Origin of the sequence: Endozoicomonas sp., from assembly GCF_031844845.1 — a bacterium.
Lineage (GTDB): Bacteria > Pseudomonadota > Gammaproteobacteria > Pseudomonadales > Endozoicomonadaceae > Endozoicomonas.
On record NZ_JAVRMB020000055.1, the window covers coordinates 1 to 2,712 of the forward strand.

The following is a 2,712-nucleotide window of genomic DNA, read 5'->3' on the forward strand; positions in this document are numbered from 1 at the left end:
TACAGGATCCATTCACAGGGAGGTGTAGCTTGATGGCTGGCTTTCCCTGCCGGATGGATTGTGTACAGTCCATGTACACAATGACAGTGATACTCCCCGCCCACTGTCATCCTGTACAGGGATTGTACAGGATCTATTTCACAGGGATGTGAACGCTCTGCCAGCTGGCTATCCCTGCCTGGTGGATTCCGTACAATCCCTGTACGGAATGACAGGAGCAAATGGGAAGGAGCAATGGGGGGCATCCAATAAATTTGACTCTTTTCGAACAACCACAAACACAAATAGAGAAGCACAAATAGACACAAATTGAGACATCCATAATAAATTTATCCATGGTTAAGTATAGATAAATTTATGGATGTCCTTTTTCCCCGACGAGAGTTTCTTTCATACGCTGAAAACAGAGATCATTTACCATGAGGGCTTTCAGACTCGGGAAGGGACTCAGTAGGCAATTTTTGAGTATATCGAAGTGTTTTATAACCGTCAGAGAAAGCACTAATGATACGAATTCAGGTATGAATAAAAACTTGCCAAGGCAGCGTGAAAAAGTATCCGGAAAAACCTTGCCATACCACCTCCTGAAGGTAACTGCTCATTTTTAACAGGAGAAATCGTAGGTTTTGACTGTTTACTCTCTTTACTGGGCAGCAAGGAGATTCCATCAAAATCTTCATGTAAAGTTTGAGCAGTTACTCCTGAAGCACCGGAATCCGGATTTCTACTTTCAACTTTAACAGCGCCACCCTGTTCTGTGGGGCGAGATGACAGGTTTCCATTATTAACATCAACAGAGTTATCCGTCTCAATCGCTCCTTCTTGAATTTTCAACGTTTTTATAGGCTTCAATTTTTCAGTGTTAAGCCAAAGAGTCGACTCACAATCCCAATCGGGAAGTAAATATTTTGTGCAATGAACTGCATCATAAAGAGAAGAAATACTCACCCAATCTGTAAGTTTGTTACTTTGTGGATGTGGAAAATTATTTTTTAAATATTCGTGATCTAAATGAGAATCCACTGAGAAAATTTTAGCATCCCCAGATACGTGAAAAAGTTCAGCGAATTTTCCTATGCGCTTCGGTTGATTATTGCGGAACCAATTGAGCCATTCCGTTGTTTTTTTCCATTTTGATCGGATTCTATTAAAGAGCTGGTCCAGAATCCGTTGAATGGTTTGTCGTCTCCACAAATAAACGGAACTAAGCTTAAGATACATGCATTTTCTATTCTTCTTGTGTGAAGAAATGTTTTTTGATTAAAACCACCCTCACCTCTTGGTATAAAAACCTGAGTTGAGTGATAGCTAGTGCAGTTATTTCTATCGCCAGCTATTTCTGGAGTAATAGGTTTTGGGTCAGCTATGTATGTACTTGAATTCAGATTCATGGCTCAGTCATTCTCTTATGAATATAGTGATTCGGTAGTTTGTCAGTTTGTTAAATACAAAACGAACCGTTTTATGGCAGCAAAGAATAGGACAAAGAATAGGATACCCACAGAAACTCAGGTTTAGAGCTTTCCATGTACGGTCATTCGTAAAAATAATTTTAGCAAGAAAGCAAAAAACCACCAGACATCGAATTTGGTCCGGTCAAAATCACTAAATTTTATGACCTGTGGGCAGTTATGCTGCTTTCGACGAAATACTATCCGTACGGTTATTTTTATTTCCCGAAATCAGCTCTAATTTTTGCTCATATCGGTTCCAGCAACCCCGGATTCGGAACTGAGGAATAATCAAACGCTGTGCTTGCATGATCGTACCGGCAGTAACGGTGCCAGGAAGTCTCCAGTCAATTTTTGCCACCTTTACTGCGACCGAATTTTTGCAGATAGTCAACAATTGCAAAATGGCATACACTGCTATCTTTATATGCATCCATCGTAACAAGGTTCTGAGTTCTCTTTGCCAAAAATGTTTACACCCAAATTGATGTTTCAGCTGCTGAAACATAGGTTCAATTGGCCACCTCATTGAGTAAGCCAATAAAACCTCCTTGGCCTCCAGATCAGGATTGGTTGATAAGAACAACTTGGTTTCCGTCTTCCCTTTATCATTTACAAACCGACTCCAAACCACTCGGACAATGCGACCTTTAAGAAAACGAGCACGGCATATGCAGGAACGAAAAGAAACCTGGCGGTATTTTTTGTAAAGCCACACAGACATTGTCGTTTCAGGCAATTTCTCGACCTCCTCGGGAGTCATTTTAACGCTGTATATACGAGGTTTTCCCTTTCTCTTAAAAGGCGATGGAGGAAGGGCGACAATGGGTAACGCAAAGAGGGCTCTGTTTTTTGGTATATGACCAATAACTTCATAGCCAAGCTCAAGAGCGGGCTGCATGAGTGTATAGTTCATAAACCAACAGTCAGTGAGTAACCGAATAGCTCTGTCAGACAATGTTTGTCGTACCTATTTCAACATCGCACATGCAATTTTGAGTTTGCTGGTATTACCTGATTTAGGCGATGGAAAAGCCATGACAGGAATGGCTGTGTATACCTTATCTGAAGAAGCCCGATGAAAGGCGATCGCCAGATAGACCCAACACTGCCCAAGAATATACTGATTCTGGTTCTTTTTTCGACTGTGCTGATGATGTGTTCGACATGCCGGTGCATTTTCCAAGCAACGTTCAAGTGTCAGGCTGTCTCTTATACACATCTCCGAGCCCACGAGACGTCCGTAAGCATCTCGTATGCC

At 41.6% G+C, this 2,712-nt stretch carries 3 protein-coding genes and 1 pseudogene; 1 reads left to right on the forward strand and 3 read right to left on the reverse strand.

Annotation, left to right across the window (positions count from 1 at the left end):
- Positions 1–379 precede the first annotated feature (379 nt).
- A pseudogene (locus RM811_RS02465) lies at positions 380–451 on the forward strand (IS3 family transposase); the annotation flags it as partial.
- A 50-nt stretch (positions 452–501) separates the two neighbouring features.
- Here the strand turns inward: RM811_RS02465 and RM811_RS02470 are convergent.
- The 3 genes from RM811_RS02470 to RM811_RS02480 all read right to left on the reverse strand — a co-directional run.
- Complete coding sequence (locus tag RM811_RS02470; protein ID WP_402520434.1) at positions 502–1,221, reverse strand: hypothetical protein; 720 nt, start codon at positions 1,219–1,221, stop codon at positions 502–504.
- A gap of 408 nt (positions 1,222–1,629) precedes the next feature.
- Entirely contained in the window at positions 1,630–2,409 is a 780-nt protein-coding gene (locus RM811_RS02475) for a transposase (protein ID WP_402520436.1), read from the reverse strand.
- A gap of 12 nt (positions 2,410–2,421) precedes the next feature.
- Positions 2,422–2,712: hypothetical protein (locus RM811_RS02480; RefSeq protein WP_402520438.1), on the reverse strand; the 291-nt coding region annotated here is incomplete at its 5' end.